The sequence below is a fragment of the Streptomyces harbinensis genome (genome assembly GCF_900116145.1).
GTDB classification, from domain to species: Bacteria; Actinomycetota; Actinomycetes; order Streptomycetales; family Streptomycetaceae; genus Streptomyces; species Streptomyces carpaticus.
Genome location: NZ_FPAB01000007.1, coordinates 97,172 through 118,431, shown reverse-complemented (window position 1 = coordinate 118,431; position 21,260 = coordinate 97,172). Strand labels below are relative to the sequence as shown.

26 protein-coding genes are annotated in these 21,260 nt (G+C 72.8%); 4 read left to right on the top strand and 22 right to left on the bottom strand.

Annotated features, from left to right (window positions below; genetic code table 11):
* Positions 1–10 precede the first annotated feature (10 nt).
* Complete coding sequence (gene rimI / locus BM385_RS19780; protein WP_093843858.1) at positions 11–508, bottom strand: ribosomal protein S18-alanine N-acetyltransferase; 498 nt, start codon at positions 506–508, stop codon at positions 11–13.
* A complete protein-coding gene (tsaB, locus tag BM385_RS19775) occupies positions 505–1,170 on the bottom strand; it encodes a tRNA (adenosine(37)-N6)-threonylcarbamoyltransferase complex dimerization subunit type 1 TsaB (RefSeq protein WP_093843857.1) in 666 nt (221 codons plus the stop codon). Before tsaB ends, rimI begins: the two co-directional genes overlap by 4 nt.
* Before the next feature lie 94 nt (positions 1,171–1,264).
* Here tsaB and BM385_RS19770 point away from each other — a divergent pair, with 94 nt between their 5' ends.
* Complete coding sequence (locus tag BM385_RS19770) at positions 1,265–1,867, top strand: L,D-transpeptidase (RefSeq protein ID WP_254791667.1); 603 nt, start codon at positions 1,265–1,267, stop codon at positions 1,865–1,867.
* 121 nt (positions 1,868–1,988) lie between these two features.
* Here BM385_RS19770 and tsaE read toward each other — a convergent pair whose 3' ends face one another.
* Complete coding sequence (tsaE, locus tag BM385_RS19765) at positions 1,989–2,483, bottom strand: tRNA (adenosine(37)-N6)-threonylcarbamoyltransferase complex ATPase subunit type 1 TsaE (RefSeq protein ID WP_106438414.1); 495 nt, start codon at positions 2,481–2,483, stop codon at positions 1,989–1,991.
* Between the two features lie 10 nt (positions 2,484–2,493).
* The gene (alr, locus tag BM385_RS19760) at positions 2,494–3,651 is read right to left on the bottom strand and encodes an alanine racemase (protein WP_093843855.1); all 1,158 of its coding nucleotides are present in this window, start codon (positions 3,649–3,651) and stop codon (positions 2,494–2,496) included.
* Between the two features lie 50 nt (positions 3,652–3,701).
* Between alr and BM385_RS19755 the strand changes: the two genes are divergently transcribed.
* A complete protein-coding gene (locus tag BM385_RS19755; RefSeq protein WP_217650961.1) occupies positions 3,702–5,279 on the top strand; it encodes an NAD(P)H-hydrate dehydratase in 1,578 nt (525 codons plus the stop codon).
* A 165-nt stretch (positions 5,280–5,444) separates the two neighbouring features.
* On the opposite strand, the gene BM385_RS19750 is transcribed toward BM385_RS19755, so the two are convergent.
* Positions 5,445–5,813 carry a holo-ACP synthase gene (locus BM385_RS19750; RefSeq protein WP_019433456.1) on the bottom strand — a complete coding sequence of 123 codons (369 nt, stop codon included), beginning with the start codon at positions 5,811–5,813 and terminating at the stop codon, positions 5,445–5,447.
* Positions 5,810–6,574: a hypothetical protein gene (locus BM385_RS27255; protein WP_093843853.1), complete on the bottom strand. Its 765-nt coding sequence runs from the start codon at positions 6,572–6,574 to the stop codon at positions 5,810–5,812. The genes BM385_RS19750 and BM385_RS27255 overlap by 4 nt, the downstream gene beginning before the upstream one ends.
* Before the next feature lie 69 nt (positions 6,575–6,643).
* Between BM385_RS27255 and coaA the strand changes: the two genes are divergently transcribed.
* Positions 6,644–7,645 carry a type I pantothenate kinase gene (coaA, locus tag BM385_RS19740; protein ID WP_019433453.1) on the top strand — a complete coding sequence of 334 codons (1,002 nt, stop codon included), beginning with the start codon at positions 6,644–6,646 and terminating at the stop codon, positions 7,643–7,645.
* Positions 7,646–7,667: 22 nt separating this feature from the next.
* Here the strand turns inward: coaA and glmM are convergent, their stop codons facing one another.
* The 7 genes from glmM to BM385_RS19710 all read right to left on the bottom strand — a co-directional run bounded on the left by glmM (position 7,668) and on the right by BM385_RS19710 (position 14,384).
* Positions 7,668–9,023 carry a phosphoglucosamine mutase gene (gene glmM, locus BM385_RS19735; protein ID WP_026047372.1) on the bottom strand — a complete coding sequence of 452 codons (1,356 nt, stop codon included), beginning with the start codon at positions 9,021–9,023 and terminating at the stop codon, positions 7,668–7,670.
* A 101-nt stretch (positions 9,024–9,124) separates the two neighbouring features.
* A complete protein-coding gene (gene rpsI, locus BM385_RS19730) occupies positions 9,125–9,643 on the bottom strand; it encodes a 30S ribosomal protein S9 (protein WP_374313350.1) in 519 nt (172 codons plus the stop codon).
* Positions 9,644–9,682: 39 nt separating this feature from the next.
* A complete protein-coding gene (rplM, locus tag BM385_RS19725; protein ID WP_019433450.1) occupies positions 9,683–10,126 on the bottom strand; it encodes a 50S ribosomal protein L13 in 444 nt (147 codons plus the stop codon).
* A gap of 219 nt (positions 10,127–10,345) precedes the next feature.
* Positions 10,346–11,965 (bottom strand): ABC-F family ATP-binding cassette domain-containing protein, encoded by a 1,620-nt coding sequence (locus tag BM385_RS19720; protein WP_019433449.1) that lies wholly within the window; start codon positions 11,963–11,965, stop codon positions 10,346–10,348.
* 138 nt (positions 11,966–12,103) lie between these two features.
* Positions 12,104–12,358 carry a hypothetical protein gene (locus BM385_RS26850; protein WP_139275209.1) on the bottom strand — a complete coding sequence of 85 codons (255 nt, stop codon included), beginning with the start codon at positions 12,356–12,358 and terminating at the stop codon, positions 12,104–12,106.
* Between the two features lie 114 nt (positions 12,359–12,472).
* On the bottom strand, positions 12,473–12,712 hold the full coding sequence (locus tag BM385_RS19715; RefSeq protein ID WP_019433448.1) for a hypothetical protein: 240 nt from the start codon (positions 12,710–12,712) through the stop codon (positions 12,473–12,475).
* Between the two features lie 58 nt (positions 12,713–12,770).
* Positions 12,771–14,384: a hypothetical protein gene (locus BM385_RS19710; RefSeq protein ID WP_093843852.1), complete on the bottom strand. Its 1,614-nt coding sequence runs from the start codon at positions 14,382–14,384 to the stop codon at positions 12,771–12,773.
* Positions 14,385–14,572: 188 nt separating this feature from the next.
* Here BM385_RS19710 and BM385_RS19705 point away from each other — a divergent pair, with 188 nt between their 5' ends.
* Positions 14,573–15,451, top strand: a complete 879-nt coding sequence (locus BM385_RS19705; RefSeq protein ID WP_139275208.1) for a hypothetical protein — start codon at positions 14,573–14,575, stop codon at positions 15,449–15,451.
* On the opposite strand, the gene truA is transcribed toward BM385_RS19705, so the two are convergent.
* The 9 genes from truA to map form a co-directional block, all read right to left on the bottom strand.
* Positions 15,448–16,287, bottom strand: coding sequence for a tRNA pseudouridine(38-40) synthase TruA (gene truA, locus BM385_RS19700; protein ID WP_019433442.1), 840 nt, complete (start codon positions 16,285–16,287; stop codon positions 15,448–15,450). The genes BM385_RS19705 and truA overlap by 4 nt on opposite strands.
* Before the next feature lie 84 nt (positions 16,288–16,371).
* On the bottom strand, positions 16,372–16,878 hold the full coding sequence (gene rplQ, locus BM385_RS19695; protein ID WP_019433441.1) for a 50S ribosomal protein L17: 507 nt from the start codon (positions 16,876–16,878) through the stop codon (positions 16,372–16,374).
* A gap of 93 nt (positions 16,879–16,971) precedes the next feature.
* Complete coding sequence (locus tag BM385_RS19690; RefSeq protein WP_093843850.1) at positions 16,972–17,994, bottom strand: DNA-directed RNA polymerase subunit alpha; 1,023 nt, start codon at positions 17,992–17,994, stop codon at positions 16,972–16,974.
* A 112-nt stretch (positions 17,995–18,106) separates the two neighbouring features.
* The gene (gene rpsD / locus BM385_RS19685; RefSeq protein ID WP_019433439.1) at positions 18,107–18,733 is read right to left on the bottom strand and encodes a 30S ribosomal protein S4; all 627 of its coding nucleotides are present in this window, start codon (positions 18,731–18,733) and stop codon (positions 18,107–18,109) included.
* Positions 18,734–18,761: 28 nt separating this feature from the next.
* Positions 18,762–19,166, bottom strand: coding sequence for a 30S ribosomal protein S11 (gene rpsK / locus BM385_RS19680; protein ID WP_019433438.1), 405 nt, complete (start codon positions 19,164–19,166; stop codon positions 18,762–18,764).
* 67 nt (positions 19,167–19,233) lie between these two features.
* Positions 19,234–19,614 carry a 30S ribosomal protein S13 gene (gene rpsM, locus BM385_RS19675; RefSeq protein ID WP_019433437.1) on the bottom strand — a complete coding sequence of 127 codons (381 nt, stop codon included), beginning with the start codon at positions 19,612–19,614 and terminating at the stop codon, positions 19,234–19,236.
* 211 nt (positions 19,615–19,825) lie between these two features.
* On the bottom strand, positions 19,826–19,939 hold the full coding sequence (gene rpmJ / locus BM385_RS19670; RefSeq protein WP_009740505.1) for a 50S ribosomal protein L36: 114 nt from the start codon (positions 19,937–19,939) through the stop codon (positions 19,826–19,828).
* 39 nt (positions 19,940–19,978) lie between these two features.
* Entirely contained in the window at positions 19,979–20,200 is a 222-nt protein-coding gene (infA, locus tag BM385_RS19665; RefSeq protein WP_003948620.1) for a translation initiation factor IF-1, read from the bottom strand.
* Between the two features lie 135 nt (positions 20,201–20,335).
* The gene (gene map, locus BM385_RS19660) at positions 20,336–21,172 is read right to left on the bottom strand and encodes a type I methionyl aminopeptidase (RefSeq protein WP_019433435.1); all 837 of its coding nucleotides are present in this window, start codon (positions 21,170–21,172) and stop codon (positions 20,336–20,338) included.
* Positions 21,173–21,260: the final 88 nt, after the last annotated feature.

Genomic DNA, 21,260 nt, shown 5'->3' with positions numbered 1-21,260 from the left:
TCTTTCCGTCTCAGCTCTCGTCGGGGTGATCGTGCGGCGCCGTCCGCCGCATCACCAGCGCGTCATGGTTGCCCGGCTGGTAGTAGCCGCGCCGGATGCCCAGCGGCTCGAAGCCGAACCGGGTGTACAGCCGCTGGGCCCGGGCGTTGTCCACCCGCACCTCCAGGAACACCTCGCCGCAGCCGGCCGCCCCGGCGGCGGCCAGCAGCTCGGTGAGCAGCCGGGCGCCGAGGCCGGTGCCCTGCCGGTCGGGGGCCACCGCGATCGTCTGCACATCGGCTTGGTCCCCGGCCACCGCGAGACCGGCGTACCCGGCCGCGGCGCCGCCGGGGCCGTCGGCCACCACGTAGTGCCGGCTGCGCCGGGGGCCGTGGGCCAGTGCCAGCTCGGACCAGAACATCCCCGGCGACCAGGCGTCCTCCGGGAACACCGCCCGCTCCAGCTCCAGCACCGGCTCGATGTCCCACCAGCGCATCTCGCGCAGGCCGCCGGGTCCGCCGTCCGTCATGGGGTGACGACCTTGTAGCCGGCCGGCACCTGGGCGTCGGGCCGGCGCAGGTAGAGGGGGTGCGGCGGCCCGGGCTCCTCGCCCGCGGCCAGCCGCTCGGCGGCCAGCGCGGCCAGCGCCCCGGCCGAGGCGTGCTGGGGGGCGTCCCGGCGCGGGTCGGCGAAGGCGTCCGCGTACAGCAGGGCGCCCGCGCCGGCGGCCGGCAGGGCGGTCACCTCGGCCGGCAGTTCCCCGGCCCGGTCGACGGCGGGGCCGGTGGCCCGGGTGCGGGCGTCGGTGTACCGGGCCCAGTACACCTCTTTGCGCCGGGCGTCGGTGGCCACCACGAAGGGGCCGCTCAGTCCGGCCTGCCCGGCTGCGTACGCGATGCCGTCCAGGGTGCACAGCCCGTACACGGGAACGGAGAGGGCCGCGCCGAGGGTGGCGGCCGTCACCAGGCCCACCCGCAGCCCGGTGTACGGGCCGGGCCCGTTGCCCACCACCAGGCCGGTGACCTCGCTGATCTTCCGTCCGGCGGAGGTCAGCACCCGGTCCACGGCGGGCATCAGCAGCTCGCCGTGCCGGCGGGCGTCAATCTGTTCCCAGGAGGCGAGCACCCGGCCCTCCCCGTACAGCGCGACGGTGACGGCGGGGGTGGCGGTATCCATGGCAAGCAGCAGCACGTCAGCAAGCGTACGGTCTCTCGCGCCCGGCCATGCGGCTGATAGCGTCACCACAGGTTTTCCCCGCATCACAGCGAAAGGCGGCAGCAGCCCCGTGGCGCGCAGTCACTCCCGCTCCCGGCCAGGACCCACCGTGGCCGTGCTCACCGCTGTCGCCCTCGCGGTGGTCGCATTCTTCGCCTACCAGGCGAACGCGGCCCCCGACCGGCCCGGGGCCTCCGGGAAGCCGGAGCCGGCCCCGACCGACGAGATCGTGCCGGACAAGCCCGACGGGGACGAGCAGGAGGACCCGGAGAATCCGGCCCTGCCCGCCGACTCGGGCGAGGGCGTGCGGGTGGTCTACTCGCTGGGCGAGCAGCGGCTGTGGCTGGTGACCGAGGCGCTGGACGGGCTGGGCGAGGAGGTGCTGCACACCTACCCCGCGCACCGCAGCACGGTGGACCCGCAGCCCGGGACGTACGAGGTGACGCGCCGGGACGAGGCCATCCCCGGCTCGGACGGGGTGCCGATCCAGCACGTGGTGGTCTTCCACACCGACCCGGAGGGCATCGTCTTCGGCTTCTCGGCCGCGGTGGACGGCTCGCTCCCGGACCCATCGGCCCAGGCCCGCACCGGCGGCATCCGCCAGTCCCCGGAGGACAGCCCCCAGCTGTGGGACTTCGCCGAGGTGGGCACCAAGGTGGTCGTGGTCCCCTGACCGCACTGTCCTGACCGCGCCGCCCCGACCCGGCCGGGGGCCGACCCGGCCCGCCGGATCAGCGGGTCAGCGGGCCCCGGCAGGCCGCCGGGGCCGTACCGCCCGCCCCGGCGGACCTCGCTCAGTCGCTCTCCGCCAGCGCGGCGAGCGGGACCCCGGCCCAGCGCTCGCCGACACCGGTGAGGAGAAGCGTGCGGCTCTCCTCGCCGTCCTGGCCGATGGCGATGTGCAGCCGGTCCCCGGACAACTCCTCGACCTTGCCCTCGCCCCACTCGACGACGATCACGGACTCGGGGAGCGAGACATCGAGATCGAGGTCCTCCATCTCCTCGAGACCGCCGCCCAGCCGGTACGCGTCCACGTGCACCAGCGCGGGACCCTCGGCCAGCGGCGGATGGACCCGGGCGATGACGAAGGTCGGCGAGGTCACCGCCCCGCGCACCCCCAGGGCCTCGCCGATGCCCCGGGTGAGCGTGGTCTTCCCGGCACCGAGATCACCACTGAGCACCAGCAGGTCACCGGCCCGCAGCAGCCCGCCGAGCCGGCGCCCCAGCGCCGTCATCCGCTCGGGGCCGTGAACGGTGATCCGGGTGCCCGCTCCCGCAGAGGTCGTCATGCTCTGGATGCTACGCGCCGCCGGCGGCGTAGACGCGCGGCACCCGGGGGCCGATCCGGGTGACGATCTCGTAGCCGATGGTGCCGGTGGCCCGCGCCCAGTCCTCGGCGGTCGGCTCCCCGGCGTCGCCCGGGCCGAACAGCACCGCCTCGTCCCCGGTCTCCGCCAGATCACCGCCGAGGTCGACGACGAACTGGTCCATGGCCACCCGCCCGGCCACCGTCCGCCACTTCCCGGCCACCAGCACCGGGCCGCTGCCCGAGGCGTGCCGGGGGATGCCGTCCGCGTACCCGGCCGGCACCAGCGCCAGGGTGGTCGCGCCGGGCGTGACATAGCTGTGGCCGTAGCTGACGCCGTGGCCGCCCGGCACCCGCTTCACCATCGCCAGCCGGGCCGTCAGGGTCATCACCGGGCGCAGCCCGAAGTCCTGCGGGGTGCCCACCTCGGGTGAGGGCGACAGGCCGTAGACCGCGATCCCGGGGCGCACCAGGTCGTAGTGGGCGTCCGGCAGGGTGAGGGTGGCGGGCGAGTTCGCGAAGTGCCGGACCTCGGGCCGGATCCCGGCCCGCTCGGCGACCGCGAGCGCCGTGCGGAAGGACTCCTGTTGGGCGGCGATGGACGGGTGCCCCGGCTCGTCCGCGCACGCGAAGTGCGACCACAGGCCGGTGACCGTGATGGCGCCCTCGGCCTCCGCCGCCCGGGCGGCGGCGACCAGGTCCGGCCAGTCGGCCGGCTGGCAGCCGTTGCGCCCCAGCCCGGTGTCGGCCTTGAGGTGCACCCGGGCGGTACGCCCGCAGGCCCGGGCCGCCGCGACGATCTCCTCCAGCGCCCAGCGCCCGCTCGCCGAGACGTCGATGTCCGCCTCGATGGCCTCCCGCCACGGCCCGCCGGGCGTCCACAGCCAGCACAGCACCCGGCCGCCGTCCCCGGCCGCCCGCAGCGCCAGCGCCTCGTGCGGCGTGGCGGTCCCCAGCCAGGCCGCCCCGGCGTCCCGGGCCGCCCGGGCACAGGGCACCAGGCCGTGTCCGTAGGCGTCGGCCTTGACCACGGCCATCACCTGCGCGCCGCCCACCGCCCGCTCGCGCAGCACGCGGACGTTGGACCGCAGCGCGGCCAGATCGATCTCGGCACGCAGCCGGGCACATTCCGGCGGCAACTGGTCGCTCATAGGCTCAAGTGTCGCAGGAGAGAACGCCCGCTCTGCCGCAGACTGGGCCCATGAGGACCGCTTACCGCGTGGAGACCGTACGCGCCGCCGAGCGCGCCCTGCTGGCCCGGCTGCCCGAAGGCACCCTGATGTCCCGCGCCGCTGCCGGCCTCGCCGCCGCCTGCGCCCGGCTGCTGACGACCGCGCCCGGCCGGCCCGCCGACCGCCCCACCCGCACCGCCCGGCTCTACGGCGCCCGGGTGGCGCTGCTGGTCGGCAGCGGCGACAACGGCGGCGACGCCCTGTACGCCGGCGCCCGGCTGGCGCGCCGGGGCGCGGCCGTCACCGCCGTGCTGCTGGCTCCCGACCGGGCCCACGGCGCCGGTCTGGCCGCCCTGCGCCGGGCCGGCGGCCGGGTGCTCACCCCGGAGCGTTCCTCATCGGTGTCCTCCCTTCTGCGGTCGGCGGATCTGGTGGTGGACGGCATCGTGGGCATCGGCGGCCGGGGCGGGCTGCGCCCCGACGCCGCCCACCTGGCCCAGCGGGTGGCCGAGGCGGGGGTGCCGGTGGTGGCGGTCGATCTGCCCTCCGGCATCGACCCGGACACCGGCGAGGTGAACGGCCCGGCCGTGCGGGCCCGGCTGACCGTCTCCTTCGGCACCCTCAAGCCGGGGCTGCTGGTGGACCCGGCCCGCGACCGTACCGGCGAGGTGCACCTCGTCGACATCGGTCTCGGCCCCGAACTGCCACCCGTCCCCGAGCTGGCCGCCCTGGAACGCGCCGACGTGGCGGCCCTGCTGCCCCGGCCCGCCGCCGAGAGCGACAAGTACCGGCGCGGTGTGGTCGGCGTCGCCGCCGGCTCCGCCCGCTACCCGGGCGCCGCCGTGCTGTGCGTGGCCGGTGCGCTGCACGGCGGGGCGGGCGCCGTCCGCTACGCGGGCCCGGCGGCCGACCCCGTGCTCGCCCGCTACCCGGAGACGCTGGTCTCCTCCGGGTCCCCGCACCGGGCCGGCCGGGTCCAGTCCTGGGTGGTGGGCCCCGGGCTGGGCGAGGAGCCGGCCGCGCGGGAGACGGTCGCGGACGTGCTGGCCACCGAGGTGCCGGTGCTGGTGGACGCGGACGGGCTGCGCGCGCTCGATCCCGGCCGGCTGCGGAGCCGCGAGGCCCCCACCCTGCTCACCCCGCACGCGGGTGAGGCAGCCGCCCTGCTGGGCACCAGCCGGGAGCGGGTCGAGTCCGCACGGCTGGCCGCCGTGCGCGAACTGTCCCGGCGCTACGGCGCGACGGTCCTGCTGAAGGGCTCCACCACGCTGATCGCCGGGCCCGATCCCCGGGAGCCGGTGCGCGTGAACCTGACCGGCACCCCCTGGCTGGCCACCGCCGGCAGCGGTGATGTGCTCTCCGGCCTGGCCGGCTCCCTCCTCGCCGCGGGGCTCTCCCCGCTGGACGCGGCCTCGGCCGGGGCCTGGCTGCACGGCCTCGCCGGCACCCTGGCGGCCACCCCGCCCAGCGCCACCACCGTCGCCGCCGCTCTCCCCCGGGCCTGGGCCCACGTCACCGGCACGCGCTCCGGAACGGGCACCCCGGGCGGCACCGGCGAAGGACCGGCGCTGCCATCTCTCCCCTCATCCGCATTCCCCCTCTCCTGAACCCGGGCGACCACCCGCGGCCCGCCCTCGGCGCCGGGCCCCGGCCCCAGCACGCCGGCCCCCGACTCCCCTCCGTGACCGCCCCCTTGACCGTCACACCCCAAGGCTGCCCCAGCCCGGCCCGCCTGCACACCCCTCACCAGCACAGTTCACTCGAACTGGTGATCATCCCTCCGCGATGACAACAGCCGAGGCCACTCCCGCGTCGTGACTCAGTGACACATGCCAGGACCGCACCCCCAGCACGGCCGCCCGCTCCGCCACCGTCCCCCGTACCCGCAGCCACGGCCGCCCCGAGTCCTCCTGGCAGATCTCCGCGTCCGTCCACCGCAGCCCGCCCGGCGCCCCCAGCGCCTTCGCCAGCGCCTCCTTCGCCGCGAACCGCGCCGCCAGCGAGGCCACCCCCCGCCGCTCCCCGCCCGGCAGCCACAACTCGCCCGTCACGAACAGCCGGTCCGCCAGCTGCGGCGTCCGCTCCAGCGACTCCCCGAACCGCGCGATCTCCGCCACATCGATACCCACCCCCACGATCACGGCGCCACCACCGCACCCCGCCCGTCGGTGATCTCCCACCGCACCTCGTCGAACTCCCGCCGCACCAGCACCACCTGATCGCTCCCCAGCACCGCACTCTTCCCGTCCCCGGCCCCCGGAACACCCGCCCCCGAGGCAACCCGCACCTCACCGTCCCCGGCCGACACCACCAGCGGCGGCCCGCCCCCCGCGCCCACCACCGTGTCCGGCTCGTCGGCATGCACCGCCAGCACCGCGAACTCTCCTGCCAGCGCCCCGCGCACCTGCCGCACCGCCTCCACCAGCTCACCGCACGAGGAGAACGCCTCCGCGACCAGATGCGCCACCACCTCCGCGTCCGCCCCCGAGGCACCCAGCGCATGCCCGCGCCCCCGGAGCTCCGCCCGCAGCCGCGCCCCCGCTCCGGCCTCCAGCCCGCCCGCCAGCACCACCGCGACCCGCCCCGCGCCGTCCAGCCCCGGCACCCCGCCCAGCTGCCCGATTCCGCACGTCCCGGCCGGCACCGGCCGCCGCCCCAGCGCCCCGCGCAGCCCGCGCAGCCCACCACCGGCACCACCGGAACCAGCGACCCCCGGAGCACCCGCCGGACCGGCACCACCCCCGTCCCACACCGCCGCAAGCCCCCCGTCGGCCGGTACCGCGACCCCGGCCGCCACCCCCACCCCGGCACCCGCACCGCCTCCCAGCCGGCCGAGCCCCGCCAGCAGCTCATCCTCGGCCGACCGGCCTCCTGCCCCCGCATACCCGACGATGCCGCACATGCGGGCAGACTAGCCCGCCGCATTGCCCCCACCACGCCCGGCATGGCACGGCCGAGCACAATGTTCCCCGTGACCCCTTCGCCCCCGGACGTCCCCCCGGTCCCGGCCGCCACCCCCACCCCGGCACCCGCGCCCGCGTCCTCCCCCGCCCCGCACCCCAGCCCGTACATCGACCTCTCCCGCGCCGAGTGGAGCGCCCTGCGCGACCGCACCCCGCTCCCCCTCACCGCCGCCGAGCTGGAATCGCTGCGCGGCCTCGGCGACGTCATCGACCTCGACGAGGTCCGCGAGATCTACCTCCCGCTCTCCCGCCTCCTCAACCTGCACGTCGCCGCCACCCACCAGCTGCGCGCCGCCGTCGGCTCCTTCCTCGGCGGCCCCCAGCCCACCACCCCCTTCGTCATCGGCGTGGCCGGCAGCGTCGCGGTCGGCAAGTCCACCGTCTCCCGTCTCCTCCAGGCGCTCCTCGCCCGCTGGCCCGAACACCCCCAAGTCGCCCGCGTCACCACCGACGGCTTCCTCTACCCCAAGGCCGAACTGGAACGCCGCGGCCTGATGTCCCGCAAGGGCTTCCCCGAGTCGTACGACCGCCGCGCCCTCACCCGGTTCGTCGCCGAGGTCAAGGCCGGCCGCGCCGAGGTGAGCGCGCCGGTGTACTCGCACCTCTCCTACGACATCGTGCCCGGCGAGCGGCTGACCGTACGCCGCCCGGACATACTGATCGTCGAGGGCCTGAACGTCCTCCAGCCCGCCGCCCCCGGCCAGGTCGGGCTCGCCGACTACTTCGACTTCTCGGTGTACGTGGACGCCCGCCCCGCCGACGTCGAGTCCTGGTACCTGGAGCGGTTCCGCCAGCTGCGCGCCACCGCCTTCCAGAACCCCGCCTCGCACTTCCACCGGCACGCGGCCCTGCCCGAGGACGAGGCCATGGAGTACGCCCTCACCACCTGGCGCACCATCAACGAGCCGAACCTCCGGGAGAACATCGCCCCCACCCGGGGCCGCGCCACCCTGGTACTGCAGAAGGCGGCGGACCACTCGGTCCGCCGCCTGAGGCTGCGCAAGATCTGAGCTGAGAAGCCCCGGGAAGGCGTCAGCCCAGCGCCGACTTCACCGCGTCCGCGAGACCGGACGCCACCGCCCGCGCCTGCGCCGCGTCCGCCGCCTCCACCATCACCCGCACCAGCGGCTCGGTACCCGAGGGCCGCAGCAGCACCCGGCCGGTCGCGCCCAGCTGGCGCTCGGCGTCCGTGACCGCGTCCGCCAGCTCCGGCGAGCGGCCCACCCGGGCCTTGTCCACGTCCGGCACATTGATCAGCACCTGCGGCAGCCGCTCCATCACGGCGCCCAGCTCCGCCAGGCTCCGCCCGGTCGCCGCCACCCGGGCCGCCAGCAGCAGACCGGTCAGCGTGCCGTCGCCCGTCGTCGCGTGCTCGGTGACGATGACGTGCCCGGACTGCTCGCCGCCCAGCGCGTACCCGCCGCGCCGCATCTCCTCCAGGACGTACCGGTCCCCCACCGCCGTCCGGCGCAGCGACAGCCCCTCGCGCTCCAGGGCGAGCGACAGGCCGAGGTTGGACATGACGGTGGCCACCACCGTGTCCTCGCTCAGCGTGCCGGCCTCGCGCATCGCCACCCCGAGGACGGCGAGGATCTGGTCCCCGTCGATGTCCCGGCCGGCCGCGTCCACCGCCAGGCAGCGGTCGGCGTCGCCGTCCACCGCGATCCCGAGGTCCGCGCCGTGCTCCACCACGGCCGCCCGCAGCGGCTCCAGGTGGGTGGAGCCGCAGCCCTCGTTGATGTTGAGCCCGTCGGGCGCGGCGCCGATCGCCACCACCTCGGCGCCGGCCCGCGCGAACGCCTCCGGCGCCACCCGCGCCGCGGCGCCGTGCGCGGTGTCCACCACGATCTTCAGTCCGTCGAGCCGGTTGGGCAGCGCGCCCACCAGGTGCGCGGCGTAGTCGTCGGCCCCCGCGCCGTACTCCGTCACGCGCCCCACCCCGGCGCCCACCGGCCGGTCCCACGGCTCACCGGCCGCGTGCGCCCGGTAGGCCGTCTCGATCCGGTCCTCCAGTTCGTCGGCCAGCTTGTGCCCGCCGCGGGCGAAGAACTTGATGCCGTTGTCCGGCATCGGGTTGTGGCTGGCCGAGAGCATGACGCCGAAGGCGGCGTCCAGCGCGCCGGTCAGGTACGCGACGGCCGGTGTCGGCAGGACGCCCACCCGCACCACGTCCACTCCGGCGCTGGCGAGGCCGGACACCACCGCCGCCTCCAGGAACTCGCCCGAGGCGCGCGGGTCGCGCCCGACCACCGCCGTGGGCCGACCGTCACCGGTACTGTCGCCGCGCAGCACGCCCGCCGCCGCCACGGACAGCCCGAGGGCCATCTCGGCCGTCAGATCCGCGTTGGCGATTCCGCGCACTCCGTCGGTACCGAAGAGTCGTCCCACTGTCATTCCTCCACGTTCACAAGGCTGACCCGCGTCGTTAACCTTATAAAAGAACGCCCCGACAGCGCGGAAGCACTGTCGGGGCGTCAGCAGCAATCGGGTTAGCGCTTGCTGTACTGGGTACCCTTACGGGCCTTCTTCAGACCGGCCTTCTTGCGCTCGACGGCGCGGGCGTCACGGGTCAGGAAGCCGGCCTTCTTGAGGGCGGCGCGGTTGTTCTCCACGTCGGCCTCGTTCAGGGCGCGGGCGACACCGAGACGGAGCGCACCGGCCTGGCCGGAGATGCCGCCGCCGGAGATGCGGGCGACCACGTCGTAGCGGTCGTCCAGCTCCAGCACCTTGAACGGCTCGTTGACTTCCTGCTGGTGCACCTTGTTGGGGAAGTACCCCTCCAGGGTGCGACCGTTGATCTTCCACTTGCCGGTGCCGGGCAGGATGCGCACCCGGGCGATGGCGTTCTTGCGGCGCCCGGTGCCGGCACCCGGCAGCGGCTCACCGAAACGCGCGGCGAACTCGTCGCCCTCGGCCGCGAACTGCTCCGGCGCGCTCTCGGTGGTGTACTCCTCGACCTCGGGGACCTCGGTGTCGATGGTCTCGTCAGTGGTGGGCTCGGCCACGATTCTCCTCGGAATTCTCTTCGTCTTAGGGGTGTGGCCGGACTACTGCGCGACCTGGGTGATCTCGAAAGGCACCGGCTGCTGGGCGGCATGCGGGTGCTGGGGCCCTGCGTAGACCTTCAGCTTCGAGAAGACCTGACGGCCGAGGGAGTTCTTCGGGAGCATGCCCTTGATGGCCTTCTCGACGGCCTTCTCGGGGTTCTTCTCGAGCAGCTCGTCGTAACGGATGGACCGCAGACCACCCGGGTAGCCGGAGTGGCGGTAGGCCAGCTTCTGGGTCCGCTTGTTGCCGGACAGGTGCACCTTGTCGGCGTTGACGATGATGACGAAGTCACCGGTGTCAACGTGCGGCGCGTACACCGGCTTGTGCTTGCCCCGCAGAAGGGTGGCGGCCTGAGAGGCCAGGCGGCCCAGGACGACGTCGGTGGCGTCGATGACGTGCCACTGACGCTGCACGTCTCCGGGCTTGGGGCTGTACGTACGCACGGTCGTAGCCTTCGCTTCTTCAGTGAATGGGTCCTGACAAGGCCACCCGAGCGATCGCAGCGAGGCCCGCACCCGGTGACGCATACCGGAAACGGGCCGCTGGAAACCGGCCGGGTGAACCGGCGCAAGGCCCCTCACGTGAGAACGAGCAAGCCAAACGCATTCGACCAGGCAGGTTACCGTCCCCGCCCCACGCCGGTCAAAACGCGCCCGCCCCGGCTACCGCTCCCGCACGACCCGCCGCTCGTCCCACACCGGCTCGGCGGTCTCCCTTACCACACCGTCCGACCCGAAGACCAGGAAGCGGTCGAAGGAACGCGCGAACCACCGGTCGTGCGTGACGGCCAGCACCGTCCCCTCGTACGCCTCAAGGCCCGCCTGGAGGGCCTCGGCGCTCTCCAGGTCCAGGTTGTCGGTGGGCTCGTCCAGCAGCAGGGCGGTGGAGCCCGCCAGCTCCAGCAGCAGGATCTGGAACCGCGCCTGCTGCCCGCCCGACAGCCGCTCGAACCGCTGCTCGGCCTGCCGGTCCAGCTCGTAGCGGCGCAGCGCGGACATGGCGGGACCGCGGGCCCTGGCGTGCTCCGTCCACAGGATGTCCAGCAGGGTGCGGCCGAGCAGCTCGGGGTGCGCATGGGTCTGGGCGAAATGCCCCGGTACGACCCGGGCGCCCAGCTTCCACGCACCGCTGTGGTTCACCGCGTCCCCGCCCAGCAGCCGCAGGAAGTGCGACTTCCCCGAACCGTTGGACCCGAGCACGGCCACCCGCTCCCCGTAGAACACCTCCAGGTCGAAGGGCCGCATCAGCCCGGTCAGCTCCAGGCCCTCGCAGGTGATCGCCCGCAGCCCGGTACGGCCGCCGCGCAGCCGCATCCGGATGTCCTGCCGGCGCGGCGGCTCCTGCGGCGGCCCGGCCTCCTCGAACTTCCGCAGCCGGGTCTGCGCCGCCTTGTACCGGGAGGCCATCTCGTCGCTGCGGGACGCGTACTGCCGCAGGTCCACGACCAGCTTCTTCAGCTGGGCCCGCTTCTCGTCCCAGCGCCGGCGCAGCTCCTCGAACCGCTCGAAGCGCTTCTCGCGCGCCGCGTGATACGTGTCGAACCCGGCGCCGTGCACCCAGACGTCCGAGCCGGCCGGGCCCGGCTCCACACTGATGATCTTCTCGGCGGCCCGGGCCAGCAGCTCCCGGTCGTGGGAGACGAACAGCACGGTCTTCCGGGTCTCCCGCAGCCGCTCCTCCAGCCAGCGCTTGCCGGGGACGTCCAGATAGTTGTCCGGCTCGTCCAGCAGCAGCACCTCCTCGGTGCCGCGCAGCAGCGCCTCCAGCACCAGCCGCTTCTGCTCACCGCCGGACAGGGTCCGTACCTGCCGCCACTGGGCGCGCTCGTACGGCACGCCGAGCGCCGCCGTGGTGCAGATGTCCCACAGCGTCTCGGCCTCGTACCCGCGCACCTCGCCCCAGTCGGCCAGCGCCTGCGCGTACGCCATCTGCGCGGCCTCGTCGTCCCGGGTCATGACGGCCAGCTCCGCCTCGTCCACGGCCGCGGCGGCGGCCCGCAGCGGCGCAGGGGACACGGACACCAGCAGATCCCGTACGGTCCGCTCGTCGCGGACGCTCCCCACGAACTGCGGCATGACGGCGAGCCCGCCACTGACGGTGACGCTGCCCGCCTGCGGGCTCAGCTCCCCGCCGATGAGCCGCAGCAGGGTGGTCTTCCCGGCCCCGTTCCCCCCGACGAGCGCGACGGCGGACCCTTCCCCGACCCGGAACGACACATCGTCGAGCAGCATCCGCCCGTCCCCGAGCACATACTCCAGATGCGCGACCTCAACATGCCCCATGCCCCCCATGCTCCCAGCCGGGACCGGCCACCCCAACCGGATTTCGCTCGCCGACCCGTTCGACGGAACACCCGATCGCCAACGGGGCGGACCATCGCTTCGCCGATGCCCACCGCGCCAGCTCTGCCCCACCCGAGGTCATCCGGCCAGCTCAAGAACTCCGGCATAGGCGAGAAAGCAGGCGGTCACCAGGCCCGAACCCAGCAGCATCCAGACGCCACCCTGGATTTTCACATTCGCCAGAAAGCGAAGAGGAGAATGACCCGGCAGATTGCGGTGACGCCCCGCATTGATACGGTCAGCCAACCCTGCGACGTTGAAGACGATGCAACACCCGAGCACGGTAAAGGCGAGACCGGCCAGAACCGGGAAAGCGATACGGGAAACAGTCATAGTGAACTCCTTGCCCGCCGGCTCACACCGACCGCCAGGTACGAGACCCCTCGGCCCTGACGCACGTCAACCCACAGAAAAGTACGGAACCGGTCGGATCGCCCCGGAGGGAGGCTATCGATTCACCAGGTTCACCACCGAGGTGAGTACGAACAGGCCGCCGATCAATATCGACGCGCCTCCCTGAATTCTCGCATCCCCCAGCGGCTGCAGGGAGGGCATGACGTCCTCCCCTATCCTCGCTTTCATACGAGCGTCGAGACGGTCGGCGACTTCGCGGACATTGGCCAGCACGATGATCCCTGCCGCCATGATCACGGCACCGACAGCGAGGCCTGCAATCTCACCGATCATAAAAGGAACACTCCCTGTCACATTACGGCCCGAACCGGGCACGGCCCGGGCCGTGCGGTCAGCCACGGGGCCAGAACACCTCGCCGTCGATACGCGGCACCCGCGGCCCGTAGCCGTGCACCCAGGCGGTACCCACCGGCTCCGGACGGTGCGGCCAGGGGCACCGGCCGGTGGGCGGCTCCAGGGGCAGTACGTCAACGGGGCGGGCGTCCGGTCCCGGCTCCGTGTCCGGGGGGAAGAGCGCGAGCACCGGCTCGCCGCCCTCCGGGTGGCGCAGTTCGTACCGGTAGGGCAGCGCGTAAGGCGTCCGGGCGGTCCTCGCCAGCGCCCGCACCCGCTCGAGCTTGATCAGCGCCCGGATGCCCAGGACGATCAGCACCGGGAAGATCGCCAGGGGCAGCAGGAAGACCGCCACCCGGGGCCCTGCGGGCAGCGACGACAGAGCGACCTGGAGGACGAACACGAGCAGGATCAGCGGCTGCCAGGCAGCCATCGCGATCAGGGCCGCCGGTATCCCGGAGCGCCACCACAAGGCCGGTATCCGCCACCACGGCAGCATCCACTCCGCTGGGTGCGAGGCCGCGCGCACCGGGCCCGCGACGCTCGGCGGCACAGCGGACGCGACCGGTACGGACCCGGGCCCGTACGTCGCCGCCGCATCGCGCAGCCGCTGCCGTCCCTCCCTGCGGATCGCCAGGGCCGGCAGGCAGCCGGCCAGCAACAGCAAGCCGCCGTCGGAGAGCCCGGTGTACACGATCTCGGCCATACCGCCCGGGCCCGCCAGCCGTTCCTGCGGATGGTGGTAGTACTCGCCCCGCCACGGGCCGTCCGCGACGATCCAGATGTACAGCGGCGAGTCCACCGACCAGCGGCCGAAGGCGTTGTCGGGCGGGCAGGACACCCGCTCCGCGTGCCGTTCGCCGCCCCCGAACGGGTCCTCCCAGGCGATCGCGCACCAGTCGCCCGCCACCACGGTGCCGTACTCGGCAGCCGTCACGGTCGCCTGCACCAGTTCGTCCCGCTCGTACCGCGCCCAGTGACCCAGTTGCCCGAGGACGAGCAGCAGCAGGCCCAGCACCGCGCCCCAGGGCAGCAGCAGCCGGCTGCGCACCGGCCGCACCGCCGCGCGGTCCGGATATACGGGCTCGGCGTTCCCGCCGGTGGCTTCCCCGGTGGGCCCGGACTCCGCCGCCACCGGCCCGGCCCAGCTCAGCCCCGTACCGTCCGCGCGGGCGACGACCCCGCCCGCGCCCGGCGGACCGGCCCACCACAACGGGACCGCGTCGCCGTCCGGCACCGGCCGGGGCCGCCACGGGGTGCGCGGGACGCGGACCTGCCACCTCGGCTCCGTGTCCTCGGCACGCAATACCAGCACGCCCTGCCGGATCACCGCCGAGCACGCCGTCCACGGGTGCCGGGCGAGCGTGCGCCGCATCCGCCCGTACTCGGAGAGCCGCCACACCCCGCCCGCGACCCCGACGGCGCCGAGCAGCACCCCCCAGCCGACCGGAACCGGGACCGGGTAGGCGGGCCATTCCGACTCCAGGAGCAGCAGCTGACAGCTCACACCGGCCACCGCGAGCCCGAGGTACACCCAGCGCCAGGACCGCACCCGGACGCGCTCCAGGGCCGGCGCGGTCCAGTCCGTCTCTTGGACGTCCGACGGCTCCATGCCGCAACCCCTCACGTCGATGACAACGGAGTGGCCGGTCAACTCCGTTGTCCACCATTCAACTTCACAAAGGTCACAGCAGACTCACAATCGCCACAGGCCACTTCGGCCGTCGCACCGCGCATGCGCCGCCCACCGCGGCCCACCACCGGGGGCCCGTGCCGCCCGGCCGCCGCTAGGATTCGTCCATGAGTTTTGGGCAAGGGGCCGGGCCCGGGTGGGGTCAGCAGCCGGGGCAGCAGGGGACTCCGGACTGGGGGGCGCTCGCCGCCGAGGCCGAGAAGAAGCGCGGGCGCAAGCGGCTGCTCGTCGTGGGGGGCAGCGTGCTGGCCACGCTCGCCGTGGGGACCGTGGTCGCGCTCGCCATCGTGCAGCAGGACAGCGGGTCCGGCGGCCAAGCCGCCGGGGACACCGGGGGGCAGTCCGGCGGGCCGGACGACGGGGCCAGTACCACGCCCGCGCCCGATCCGACCTTCGAGGAGACGACGCTCCCGCCGCTGCCCAAGCCGCGCGAGTTCATCTCCGACGCCGACAAGGACCTCGCGCCCTTCACCGCCGAGGAGCTGTACCCCGGCGACGCCATGACCGTGGAGGGCCGCGAGTACACCAAGACCGCGGCCGAGGGCTCCGAGGACTGCACCGCGGGCGTCACCGACGAGCTGGGCGCCGTGCTCACCGAGCACGGGTGCGCCGCCCTGCTGCGCGCCACGTTCACCGGGGACGGCACCGCCGTCACCGTCGGCATCGCGCAGTTCCCGACCGAGGAGGACGCGCAGGCCGCCAGTGCCGCCTACGTCCGCAACCTCCTGCCGCTCACCGCCGGCGACAGCCCCGAGTTCTGCCAGCGCGGCGGCTGCCGCACCACCACCAACCAGGTGGGGCGCTACACGTACTTCACCATCGCGGGCAACGCCGACGGCACCCCCGACAGCGGCGACGGCACCCCCGCCCAGCAGGCCGCCCGGGACGGGAACGACCACGCGTTCGCCCGCATCATCCAGCGCGGCGAGGCGCAGGCGTCCGCCAGCGCCTCCGCCCTGGTGGAGGAGCGGCGCAACAGCAGCTAGCAGCAGCCGGCCTGCGCCGGGAGTGTGCGGACGTTGCGGGCCTCCCGGTTGCGGGCCGCGAGCAGGTCGTCGGCCGGGTAGCCGACCTCCTCCAGGGTCAGGCCGTGCGGGCGCACCACGTGTACCGCCGAGTCCCGTACTCCGCGCGCCAGCACCTGGCCGGGCCACTCCGGGGAGCGGTGCCCGTCGCCGACGAAGAGCAGTGCGCCGACCAGTGAGCGCACCATGTTGTGGCAGAACGCGTCCGCCTCCACCGTGCCCTCCAGCACCCCGTCCGCGCCGCGCTCCCAGCTCAGCCGGCGCAGGGTGCGGATCGTGGTGGCGCCCTCGCGGCGCTTGCAGTACGCCGCGAAGTCGTGCTCGCCCAGCAGCGGGCGCGAGGCGGCGTTCATCGCGGCCACGTCCAGCGGCCAGTTGTGCCACAGCACGTGCCCGCGCCGCAGCGGGTCCACGCCGCCCGGGTGGTCGCTGACCCGGTACACGTACCGGCGCCAGATCGCCGAGAAGCGGGCGTCGAAGTCGGCGGGGGCCGCCGACACCCGGCGCACCCGGACGTCCATCGGCAGCCGGCCGGTCAGCCGGCGCAGCAGCGCCTCGCGCTGTTCGTCCCACACCCGGGCCGGCAGGTCCACGTGCGCCACCTGGCCGCGCGCGTGCACCCCGGCGTCCGTGCGGCCGGCCACCGTCAGCTCGAACACCTGGTCGGAGCGGGTGACGACCCGCAGCGCCTCCTCCAGCTCCTCCTGTACGGTCCGCCGCCCCCGCTGGCGGGCCCAGCCGGAGAACGCCGCCCCGTCGTAACTCACGTCAAGACGCACCCGTACCGTCTCGGACACCCGCTGCTCCCTCTCCTGCGCACATGGCGCTGGGCCTGTCTCCCCCGGAAGGGTGACAGGCCCAGCGGCGTGGACTCCGGACCGTCAGGCCTCGGTGTCGTCCTTCTTCTCCTCGGCCTTCGCCTCGGTCGCCTCGGCGGCGGGGGCCTCGGTCGCCGTGGTGGCGGCCTCGGTCTCCTTCACCGAACGCTTGGTGGCGGCCTCGGCCTCGCCGACCGCCTCCTGCTGCACGGTGAGCGCCTCGACCAGCTCGATCACGGCCATCGGGGCGTTGTCGCCGCGACGGGGACCGATCTTGGTGATGCGGGTGTAGCCGCCCGGCCGGTTCGCGAACTGCGGACCGATCTCGGTGAAGAGGGTGTGCACGACGCTCTTGTCGGTGATGGTGCGCATCACCTGACGGCGGTTGTGCAGGTCACCCTTCTTCGCCTTGGTGATCAGCCGCTCGGCCACCGGACGCAGCCGGCGCGCCTTCGCCACCGTGGTGGTGATCCGGCCGTGCTCGAACAGCGCCGTGGCGAGGTTCGCCAGCATGAGCCGCTCGTGGGCCGGGCCGCCACCGAGCCGGGTGCCCTTCGTGGGCTTCGGCATGGTCTGTCTCCTTCATCTGTCTGCACCGGCCGTGTCAGGTACCGGTGTCAGGGTGCCACTGGTCAGCAGTGGCCACTGTGAGACGCGGGACCGTCAGTACTGCTCGGTCTCCGCGAAGCCCGTGTCCCCGTCGTCCTCGGCCCCGAAGGCGTCGGCGGCGGTGGTCGGGTCGAATCCGGGCGGGCTGTCCTTCAGGGCCAGGCCCATGCCGGCCAGCTTCGCCTTGACCTCGTCGATCGACTTGGCACCGAAGTTCCGGATGTCCAGCAGATCGGCCTCGGAGCGGGCCACCAGCTCGCCCACCGAGTGGATGCCCTCGCGCTTGAGGCAGTTGTAGGAGCGGACGGTCAGCTCCAGCTCCTCGATCGGCAGCGCCAGGTCGGCGGCGAGCGCCGCGTCGGTCGGCGAGGGGCCCATGTCGATGCCCTCGGCGTCGACGTTGAGCTCACGGGCCAGGCCGAACAGCTCGACCAGGGTCTTGCCGGCGGACGCCATGGCGTCACGCGGACGCATGGCCTCCTTGGTCTCGACGTCGACGATCAGCTTGTCGAAGTCGGTGCGCTGCTCCACACGGGTGGCCTCGACCTTGTAGGTGACCTTCAGCACGGGGCTGTAGATCGAGTCGACCGGGATCCGGCCGATCTCCTGGCCCGCCGCCTTGTTCTGCACGGCGGAGACGTAGCCGCGACCGCGCTCGACGGTCAGCTCCATCTCCAGCTTGCCCTTGTTGTTCAGGCTGGCCAGCACCAGGTCGGGGTTGTGGACCTCCACCCCGGCCGGCGGGGCGATGTCGGCCGCGGTCACCAGGCCGGGGCCCTGCTTGCGCAGGTACATCACCACGGGCTCGTCGTGCTCCGAGGAGACGACCAGCTGCTTGATGTTGAGGATGAGGTCGGTGACATCCTCCTTGACGCCCGGCACGGTGGAGAACTCGTGCAGCACCCCGTCGATCCGGATGCTGGTGACGGCCGCGCCCGGGATCGAGGACAGCAGCGTACGCCGCAGAGAGTTACCGAGCGTGTACCCGAAGCCCGGCTCCAGCGGCTCGATCACGAACCGGGAGCGGAACTCGTCGACGACCTCTTCGGTCAAAGAGGGACGCTGAGCGATCAGCATGAAAAGAACTCCAGTCTTCGGCACCCACTATTTGATGCCAAGCCAGACAACACACGTCATTCAAGAGTACGGGCGGAGCCCCCGGTGACCCGGGGTGACTCCGCCCACACCACTACTTGGAGTACAGCTCCACGATCAGCTGCTCCTGCACCTGGGTGTCGATCACCTGGCGCTCGGGCAGCGCGTGCACCAGCACCCGCAGGTTCGACGGGATGGCCTCCAGCCACGCCGGCACGGTCTTCTCGCCGGCCTCGGCCTTGGCCACCTCGAACGGGGTCAGGGAACGGGAGGACTCCCGCACCTCGACGATGTCGTTCGGGGACACCCGCGCCGAGGGAATGTCGGTCTTGCGGCCGTTCAGCAGGATGTGGCCGTGCCGCACCAGCTGACGGGCGTGGTCCCGGGACTTGGCGAAGCCGGCCCGGTAGACGACATTGTCCAGTCGCGACTCGAGGATGCGCAGCAGGTTCTCACCCGTCTTGCCCTGCTGGCGGTTGGCCTCGGTGTAGTAGCCGCGGAACTGCTTCTCGAGGACACCGTAGATCCGCGCGCACTTCTGCTTCTCACGCATCTGAAGCAGGTACTCGCTGTCCTTGGTGCGCCCGCGTCCGTGCTCACCCGGGGGGTAAGGACGGATCTCGATCGGGCACTTCGCGCTCTCGCACTTGCTCCCCTTGAGGAAGAGCTTCTGCTTCTCCCGACGGCAACGCTTGCAGTCGGCCCCGGTGTAACGCGCCATGGTCTATCTGTCTCCTACTTCGAGCTGGTCAGACGCGGCGGCGCTTGGGCGGGCGGCATCCGTTGTGCGGGGTGGGGGTGACGTCCTGGATGGAGCCGACCTCGAGGCCGGTCGCCTGGAGCGAGCGGATCGCGGTCTCCCGGCCGGAACCGGGGCCCTTCACGAAGACGTCGACCTTGCGCATGCCGTGCTCCTGCGCCCGCCGGGCCGCGTTCTCGGCGGCCATCTGCGCGGCGAAGGGGGTGGACTTGCGCGAGCCCTTGAAGCCGACATGGCCGGCGGAGGCCCACGAGATCACGTTCCCGGACGGGTCCGTGATCGAGACGATGGTGTTGTTGAACGTGCTCTTGATGTGAGCGTGCCCGTGGGCAACGTTCTTCTTTTCCTTGCGGCGCACCTTCTTGGCGCCGGCCGTACGGCCCTTCGGAGGCATATACACGTACTCCCGTGGAGGTGGTCGGTCCTACAACTCGGACCGCTGGAACAGCGTCCGGTGCGGACTACTTCTTGCCCGGCTTCTTCTTGCCGGCGATCGCGCGACGCGGGCCCTTGCGGGTACGCGCGTTGGTCTTGGTGCGCTGACCGTGGACCGGCAGGCCGCGGCGGTGACGCAGACCCTCGTAGCAGCCGATCTCGACCTTGCGGCGGATGTCGGCCTGGATCTCGCGACGGAGGTCACCCTCGGTCTTGAGGTTGGCGTCCACGTACTCGCGGAGCTTGACGAGGTCGTCCTCGCCGAGGTCGCGGACGCGGGTGTCCGGGTTGACCCCGGTGCTGGCAAGGGTCTCCTTGGCACGGGTGCGCCCGATGCCGAAGACGTAGGTGAGGGCGACCTCGACGCGCTTGTCACGCGGGAGGTCGACGCCTGCGAGGCGTGCCATGAATGTGGCTCCTGATGGGCTCTTCGGAGGTCTTCCGCAGCACCGTTCCCGTAAGACTCACGAAGTTTTACGAGCCGGGTCCCCGGCCTCCGACCGGGGGTGTCGTCCCCGCGCTGATCGGCGAGGGGTCGGGTATCTGCGTATCTACATATGTGCGTGTCGCGGCGTCGCGCGAAGAACTGCTACGAGTACGAGGCGGTGGCGGTCTGCGTCAGCCCTGGCGCTGCTTGTGGCGCAGGTTCTCGCAAATGACCATGACCCGCCCGTGGCGGCGGATCACCTTGCACTTGTCGCAGATCTTCTTGACGCTCGGCTTGACCTTCATGAGAGTGAGGTTCTCCGAGTCGGTACGAACGATCTGGATTTACTTGTAGCGGTAGACGATCCGCCCGCGGGTCAGGTCGTAGGGAGACAGCTCCACCACGACCCGGTCGTCGGGAAGAATACGGATGTAGTGCATCCGCATCTTGCCGCTGATGTGCGCGAGGACCTGGTGCCCGTTCTGGAGCTCCACCTTGAACATCGCGTTCGGCAGGGACTCGACAACAGTGCCCTCGATCTCGATGGCCCCTTGTTTTTTGGCCATACTTGAGCGCTTCACCTTCCGGGATCGGCTACCTGGACAGCCCTGAATACACAGGTGTACCAGGACCGACGTATCACTCTACGCCACCCCACCCGAAAAGACGAATCCATGATCTTTTCCCCGGATCGGAGATCATTACGCCAGCGGATCGGGCGCCGCCCGCACGCCCAGCTCGGCCAGCCGCGCCGCGCCGCCGTCCACCGCGGTCAGCACCAGCGGGCCCTGTTCGGTCAGCGCCACCGAGTGCTCCCAGTGCGCCGCCCAGCTGCCGTCGTTCGTCTTGACGGTCCACTCGTCGTCCAGCACGTGCGTCTTCGCGGTGCCCAGCGACAGCATCGGCTCGATCGCCAGGCACATCCCCGGCACCAGCTTCGGACCGCGTCCGCGCCGGCGCTCCACGTAGTTCAGGACGTGCGGGTCCATGTGCATCTCGGAGCCGATGCCGTGCCCGCCGTACTCCTCGATGATCCCGTACTTGCCGGAGGCCGGCCGCGGCTGGCGCCGGATGTAGCCCTCGATCGCCTTGGAGATGTCGACCAGCCGGCCGCCCTTGCGCATCGCGGCGATCCCCGCCCACAGCGACGCGTCGGTCACCCGGCTCAGCTCGCGCACCTCCTCCGGGTGCCCCTCGCCCACGAAGACCGTCAGCGCCGCGTCCGCGTGCCAGCCGTCCACCACGGCGCCCGCGTCGATCGAGATGATGTCGCCGGAGGCCAGCACCGTCTCAGGACCGGGGATGCCGTGCACGACCACCTCGTTCACCGAGGTGCAGATGTTGCCGGTGAACCCCCCGTACCCGAGGAAGTTCGGCTTGGCCCCCATCTCCCGCAGGGTGGCCGCCGCGATCTCGTCCAGCTCCGCCGTGGAGGCCCCCGGCACCGCCGCCGCCGCGCACCTGCGGTGGATCTCCGCCACCACGAGCCCGGCCGCCCGCATCTTCGCGATCTGCTCGGGGGTCTTGATCTCCACCATCGAAGGTTCCTCGTCCTCGTCCGTATCGGGGCGGCCCCAGCGGGCCCTTTCCACAGTACGGCCGCAGCGCCCGCCCGTAGGCGGTCGC

Bases quoted from the DNA above. Each gene is read 5' to 3' on its own strand.
- BM385_RS26850 (WP_139275209.1), bottom strand. From the start codon at position 12,358: ATGACTGTTTCCCGTATCGCTTTCCCGGTTCTGGCCGGTCTCGCCTTT.
- BM385_RS27255 (WP_093843853.1), bottom strand. From the start codon at position 6,574: ATGTGCGGCATCGTCGGGTATGCGGGGGCAGGAGGCCGGTCGGCCGAG.
- infA (WP_003948620.1), bottom strand. From the start codon at position 20,200: ATGGCCAAAAAACAAGGGGCCATCGAGATCGAGGGCACTGTTGTCGAG.
- rpmJ (WP_009740505.1), bottom strand. From the start codon at position 19,939: ATGAAGGTCAAGCCGAGCGTCAAGAAGATCTGCGACAAGTGCAAGGTG.
- BM385_RS19705 (WP_139275208.1), top strand. From the start codon at position 14,573: ATGAGTTTTGGGCAAGGGGCCGGGCCCGGGTGGGGTCAGCAGCCGGGG.
- rplQ (WP_019433441.1), bottom strand. From the start codon at position 16,878: ATGCCGAAGCCCACGAAGGGCACCCGGCTCGGTGGCGGCCCGGCCCAC.
- BM385_RS19710 (WP_093843852.1), bottom strand. From the start codon at position 14,384: ATGGAGCCGTCGGACGTCCAAGAGACGGACTGGACCGCGCCGGCCCTG.
- rimI (WP_093843858.1), bottom strand. From the start codon at position 508: ATGACGGACGGCGGACCCGGCGGCCTGCGCGAGATGCGCTGGTGGGAC.
- rpsM (WP_019433437.1), bottom strand. From the start codon at position 19,614: ATGGCACGCCTCGCAGGCGTCGACCTCCCGCGTGACAAGCGCGTCGAG.
- alr (WP_093843855.1), bottom strand. From the start codon at position 3,651: ATGAGCGACCAGTTGCCGCCGGAATGTGCCCGGCTGCGTGCCGAGATC.
- rpsK (WP_019433438.1), bottom strand. From the start codon at position 19,166: ATGCCTCCGAAGGGCCGTACGGCCGGCGCCAAGAAGGTGCGCCGCAAG.
- map (WP_019433435.1), bottom strand. From the start codon at position 21,172: ATGGTGGAGATCAAGACCCCCGAGCAGATCGCGAAGATGCGGGCGGCC.
- BM385_RS19755 (WP_217650961.1), top strand. From the start codon at position 3,702: ATGAGGACCGCTTACCGCGTGGAGACCGTACGCGCCGCCGAGCGCGCC.
- tsaE (WP_106438414.1), bottom strand. From the start codon at position 2,483: ATGACGACCTCTGCGGGAGCGGGCACCCGGATCACCGTTCACGGCCCC.
- BM385_RS19720 (WP_019433449.1), bottom strand. From the start codon at position 11,965: ATGGGGCATGTTGAGGTCGCGCATCTGGAGTATGTGCTCGGGGACGGG.
- BM385_RS19715 (WP_019433448.1), bottom strand. From the start codon at position 12,712: ATGATCGGTGAGATTGCAGGCCTCGCTGTCGGTGCCGTGATCATGGCG.
- BM385_RS19690 (WP_093843850.1), bottom strand. From the start codon at position 17,994: ATGCTGATCGCTCAGCGTCCCTCTTTGACCGAAGAGGTCGTCGACGAG.
- rpsD (WP_019433439.1), bottom strand. From the start codon at position 18,733: ATGGCGCGTTACACCGGGGCCGACTGCAAGCGTTGCCGTCGGGAGAAG.